This is a genomic window from Paucilactobacillus nenjiangensis, assembly GCF_005405445.1.
Classification (GTDB): domain Bacteria; phylum Bacillota; class Bacilli; order Lactobacillales; family Lactobacillaceae; genus Paucilactobacillus; species Paucilactobacillus nenjiangensis.
In genome coordinates, this window is sequence record NZ_BJEB01000089.1 from 1 (window position 1) to 4226 (window position 4226).

Annotated in this window: 4 protein-coding genes and 14 tRNA genes; 17 read left to right on the forward strand and 1 reads right to left on the reverse strand. The window is 39.3% G+C overall.

The features are described from left to right. The first annotated feature begins 2 nt into the window (after nucleotides 1-2). The 14 genes from FFM59_RS09625 to FFM59_RS09690 all read left to right on the forward strand — a co-directional run bounded on the left by FFM59_RS09625 (nucleotide 3) and on the right by FFM59_RS09690 (nucleotide 1272). A tRNA-Arg gene (locus FFM59_RS09625) sits at nucleotides 3-76 on the forward strand. Between the two features lie 5 nt (nucleotides 77-81). Further along, nucleotides 82-155, forward strand: a tRNA-Pro gene (locus tag FFM59_RS09630). Nucleotides 156-194: 39 nt separating this feature from the next. Continuing rightward, a tRNA-Met gene (locus tag FFM59_RS09635) sits at nucleotides 195-268 on the forward strand. 24 nt (nucleotides 269-292) lie between these two features. Then, nucleotides 293-366 (forward strand) — tRNA-Ile (locus tag FFM59_RS09640). 33 nt (nucleotides 367-399) lie between these two features. After that, a tRNA-Ser gene (locus FFM59_RS09645) sits at nucleotides 400-489 on the forward strand. 10 nt (nucleotides 490-499) lie between these two features. Further along, nucleotides 500-573: transfer RNA gene (locus tag FFM59_RS09650), tRNA-Met, on the forward strand. Nucleotides 574-575: 2 nt separating this feature from the next. Then, a tRNA-Asp gene (locus tag FFM59_RS09655) sits at nucleotides 576-649 on the forward strand. Between the two features lie 6 nt (nucleotides 650-655). Further along, nucleotides 656-728 (forward strand) — tRNA-Phe (locus FFM59_RS09660). Nucleotides 729-751: 23 nt separating this feature from the next. After that, nucleotides 752-822 (forward strand) — tRNA-Gly (locus FFM59_RS09665). A 10-nt stretch (nucleotides 823-832) separates the two neighbouring features. Next, nucleotides 833-907: transfer RNA gene (locus tag FFM59_RS09670), tRNA-Ile, on the forward strand. 2 nt (nucleotides 908-909) lie between these two features. Continuing rightward, nucleotides 910-997 (forward strand) — tRNA-Ser (locus tag FFM59_RS09675). Between the two features lie 20 nt (nucleotides 998-1017). Then, nucleotides 1018-1089: transfer RNA gene (locus FFM59_RS09680), tRNA-Glu, on the forward strand. A 33-nt stretch (nucleotides 1090-1122) separates the two neighbouring features. Continuing rightward, nucleotides 1123-1196: transfer RNA gene (locus FFM59_RS09685), tRNA-Met, on the forward strand. A 2-nt stretch (nucleotides 1197-1198) separates the two neighbouring features. Beyond that, nucleotides 1199-1272 (forward strand) — tRNA-Asp (locus tag FFM59_RS09690). Nucleotides 1273-1292: 20 nt separating this feature from the next. Here FFM59_RS09690 and FFM59_RS09695 read toward each other — a convergent pair. Further along, nucleotides 1293-1727 carry an antibiotic biosynthesis monooxygenase gene (locus tag FFM59_RS09695; protein WP_137602823.1) on the reverse strand — a complete coding sequence of 145 codons (435 nt, stop codon included), beginning with the start codon at nucleotides 1725-1727 and terminating at the stop codon, nucleotides 1293-1295. Nucleotides 1728-1884: 157 nt separating this feature from the next. Here FFM59_RS09695 and FFM59_RS09700 point away from each other — a divergent pair, with 157 nt between their 5' ends. The 3 genes from FFM59_RS09700 to FFM59_RS09710 all read left to right on the forward strand — a co-directional run bounded on the left by FFM59_RS09700 (nucleotide 1885) and on the right by FFM59_RS09710 (nucleotide 4132). After that, entirely contained in the window at nucleotides 1885-2622 is a 738-nt protein-coding gene (locus FFM59_RS09700) for an MBL fold metallo-hydrolase (RefSeq protein WP_137602824.1), read from the forward strand. Between the two features lie 270 nt (nucleotides 2623-2892). Next, nucleotides 2893-3294 (forward strand): transcriptional regulator SpxA, encoded by a 402-nt coding sequence (spxA, locus tag FFM59_RS09705; RefSeq protein WP_137602825.1) that lies wholly within the window; start codon nucleotides 2893-2895, stop codon nucleotides 3292-3294. Nucleotides 3295-3421: 127 nt separating this feature from the next. Then, entirely contained in the window at nucleotides 3422-4132 is a 711-nt protein-coding gene (locus FFM59_RS09710) for an adaptor protein MecA (protein ID WP_137602826.1), read from the forward strand. Nucleotides 4133-4226 lie beyond the last annotated feature (94 nt).

The window sequence follows — 4226 nt, forward strand, 5'->3', positions numbered from 1 at the left end:
TTGCACCCATAGCGCAACTGGATAGAGTGTCTGACTACGAATCAGAAGGTTGTAGGTTCGACTCCTACTGGGTGCATTGTTCGGGAAGTAGCTCAGCTTGGTAGAGCACCTGGTTTGGGACCAGGGGGTCGCAGGTTCGAATCCTGTCTTCCCGATTGACAAACATTGGTTTGTTTTAGTATTTAGCAGTAATTCGCGGTGTAGCTCAGCTGGCTAGAGCGTCCGGTTCATACCCGGGAGGTCGAGGGTTCGATCCCCCCCGCCGCGATTGGCCGGACAGCTGTAGGGCTTTGGACCTTTAGCTCAGTTGGTTAGAGCAGACGGCTCATAACCGTCCGGTCGTAGGTTCGAGTCCTACAAGGTCCATCTGTTGATGGAATTTCAATAGTTTTTTATTTTGGAGGATTACCCAAGTCTGGCTGAAGGGAACGGTCTTGAAAACCGTCAGGTGGGTCAAACCACGCGAGAGTTCGAATCTCTCATCCTCCTTTTTTATTATCGCGGGATGGAGCAGTCTGGTAGCTCGTCGGGCTCATAACCCGAAGGTCGTAGGTTCAAATCCTGCTCCCGCAATTGGTCCGTTGGTCTAGCTGGTTAGGACGCCTGCCTGTCACGCAGGAGATCACGAGTTCGAGTCTCGTACGGACCGTAATATGGCTCGGTAGCTCAGTCGGTAGAGCAATGGATTGAAGCTCCATGTGTCGGCAGTTCGATTCTGTCCCGCGCCATTTATAATTGAATATTTTGTTATGCGGGTGTAGTTCAGTGGTAAAACCATAGCCTTCCAAGCTATTGTCGCGAGTTCGATTCTCGTCACCCGCTTTTGCATTATGGGCCTATAGCTCAGCTGGTTTAGAGCGCACGCCTGATAAGCGTGAGGTCGATGGTTCGAGTCCATTTAGGCCCATTGGAGAAGTACTCAAGTGGCTGAAGAGGCGCCCCTGCTAAGGGTGTAGGTCGCGCAAGCGGCGCGAGAGTTCGAATCTCTCCTTCTCCGTTTTTCAATTATATTATTATGACCCGTTGGTCAAGTGGTTAAGACACCGCCCTTTCACGGCGGTATCATGGGTCCGAATCCCATACGGGTCACTTTGACGAGTTACAACAGTATTATTATATTATCGCGGGATGGAGCAGTCTGGTAGCTCGTCGGGCTCATAACCCGAAGGTCGTAGGTTCAAATCCTGCTCCCGCAATTGGTCCGTTGGTCTAGCTGGTTAGGACGCCTGCCTGTCACGCAGGAGATCACGAGTTCGAGTCTCGTACGGACCGCTAATTAAAAAAGGAATTCCTTAATGGAATTCCTTTTTTTGCATCGGTACTAAATAATAGTTTTTTGAGTACGATGGATAAATCGGATTGGCTAATGTTGAATAAATAGATTGGTAGTCGTTGGTCTTTTGCCACTCATCAAAGTCACGTTGAGTTGCCCAAAGTGTCAGTAGAACGTATTCATCAGGGTTGTCAGCGTCAATTAATAATAATGCTCGCAAAAATGGATGTGGCTTTGCATTGAAAATGTGTAATTTGGTTAGAGAAGTAAAAATTTTAATTTGTTCAGTAGATAGTTTAAAAAAAGTGAAACGAAAAAATCCTCTAAACTCATTACTTCCGACTGAATCAACAATGTTGTAAGATTTACCATACTTAAAAATAGATGAGTCATTGGTAACGTCTAATAACTGGTACCGATCATCTTCATCGTCACTCGTACTTGATTTTAGCAATTTAAATTCGTATTCAGGATAAGAATTAATGTAGCTTTGCAAAAATTCCAGAGTGCCAAAGGTTACATTTAGTTTGTTAGTAATGGAAATCACTTCCTTTTTAGATTATTATGAGGTTAATAAGACACTAAGTCAAAAGTTAGTAAGGAGTTTATCAATGAAGATAACAGTGTTAGGTTATTATGGAGGTTATCCATTTAATGGAGATGGGACATCATCATACTTGGTTCAAAGCGATGATTTTAATTTATTATTAGATTGCGGTAGTGGTGCATTGATTGAATTAGAAAAGCACTTAGATCCGTTACAACTAGATGCAGTGGTGTTAACACACTATCATGCTGATCATATTGCCGATGTAGGTGTGTTACAACATTATTGGCAACTGGCCCCAGGAATAAAAAAAAAGCCAATTTTGCCAATTTATGGGCATTCATTTGACCAACCTAATTTCGATAGATTAAATTGGCCGAATTCAACAGCTGCGCACAGTTATAATGTCAATCAAAATCTAACGCTTGGACCGTTAGAGTTAAGCTTTTTCGAAGTTAAACATCCGGTCAGAACCTTTGCTGTCAGGATTATTGACAGACCATCTGGTAAAAATTTTGTGTTTACTGCAGATACGACCACAATTGAAGGACTCGCAAGTTTTGCGAAGCAAACTAATCTATTAATTACGGATACTAATTTTTTAGAGGTGCCAAGTGGACCTAAATGGCACTTAACGGCCGCGGAGTCTGGGCAACTAGCTAGTGATGCCAAAGTAGATTCTTTACTTTTATCTCATTTACCTCAGCATATTGAAAAAAGTAAATTAATTGACGCCGCAAAACAAAATATGGGGTCAATTAAAATAAGTGTTGCACAAAAAGGACTAGTTATAAACCTGTAGCACTAATGGTTAATGCCATGATTTTATAACTTTTATAAATATGTGTGTATTAGAATATCGTATAATTGTGCACAAACGTTTAAAATACTGAAAGGGATTTCTTAATATATTTATATTAATTTAGAGAACAAAAAAGATTACTTTGTTCCATAAGTCACTATATTTTATTTTTAAAAAAGTGTTTATTTTTTTAGAATGTTATTGTATAATATAGACATAGGAAAGACATAATCACATGGCAGCAAGTCATGACGGAGGGGGCAGATATTTATGGTTACACTTTACACATCTCCAAGTTGCACATCTTGTCGAAAAGCACGAGCATGGTTAGAAGAACATGATATTCCTTATCAAGAAAGAAATATTTTTTTGGAACCTTTAACAATGGATGAAATAAAGAATATCTTACGAATGACTGAAGACGGAACGGAAGAAATTATTTCGAAACGTTCTAAGGCATTCCAAAAGTTACATGTAAGTGTAGATGATCTGCCAATGAAAACTTTGTATTCGATGATTCAAAAGGATCCAGGTTTATTACGCCGTCCAATTATTATTGATGACAAACGTTTGCAGGTCGGCTATAACGAAGATGAAATTCGTCGTTTCTTACCTCGTGATGTACGCGCGATGGAACTTGCACAAGCCAGAGAACAAGCAAATTTAATCTAAACATTAAAGACCAATACGATATTTGGAGTATTAGGTCTTTTTATGACTCGATTTCTTTACTTTTCTGGTAAATCAGTTACAATATACATTGAATTACCAATAGCAGGTCGAAAGGGGCGCTGTCATGATGGAAATGGAACGAATTAACGAAAACACGATTAGGGTTCTAATTGGAAATGAAGATTTAACTGAACGTGGCATCACAGTGCTTGATTTGCTTGGAAGTCATCAACAAATTGAAAGCTTCTTTTATAGTATTCTTGAAGAGATTGATACTGAACATCAATTCCAGGATAATGATTCTGTTACTTTCCAAGTTCTACCAAATAGAAATGGATTGGAATTATTTATTAGCAAGAATGGTTTCGGAAGCGAAGATGGCGATGAAGACGGGGTAGAAATTGTGTCAGATAATGATGATGAAATTTCGGATTTCTTGAAGCGTCAATTACAACAAAAAGATAGTCACGCTGAAAATATACAAGATGGTAATGGTAACAGTAGTGATGATGAAGTCGAGGCAGCTATCAAAAATTCAGATGTCGAAAAGACTAGTATGGTTATTAAATTAAATTCATTTGAAGATATGGTACAAATTGCCAGAATTTTGAGAGTTGAAAATGCGGTTTCTAATCTTTACTTGTATGATAAGAGTTATTATCTTGAAGTCACGTTTTTCGCCGATCAGCATACGCCAGAAACTATTAAAGATGATTTGGCAATTGCATATGAATATGGGGTTAAAACTACAGTTACTTCAGATGTCTTGAATGAACATGGTAAGAAGATCATGGATCAGTCGGCTCTTGAATTGACCAGATTTTATTTTTCTAAGTAAATGACTAACCAATTACATTTTTTGGTTCTTTGTCAAGAAGTACTGATGACCTAGAATTTCACAATCATTAACATCAAGCTGCTAGTTTCTCCGT

Bases quoted from the DNA above. Each gene is read 5' to 3' on its own strand.
- FFM59_RS09700 (WP_137602824.1), top strand. From the start codon at position 1,885: ATGAAGATAACAGTGTTAGGTTATTATGGAGGTTATCCATTTAATGGA.
- spxA (WP_137602825.1), top strand. From the start codon at position 2,893: ATGGTTACACTTTACACATCTCCAAGTTGCACATCTTGTCGAAAAGCA.
- FFM59_RS09710 (WP_137602826.1), top strand. From the start codon at position 3,422: ATGGAAATGGAACGAATTAACGAAAACACGATTAGGGTTCTAATTGGA.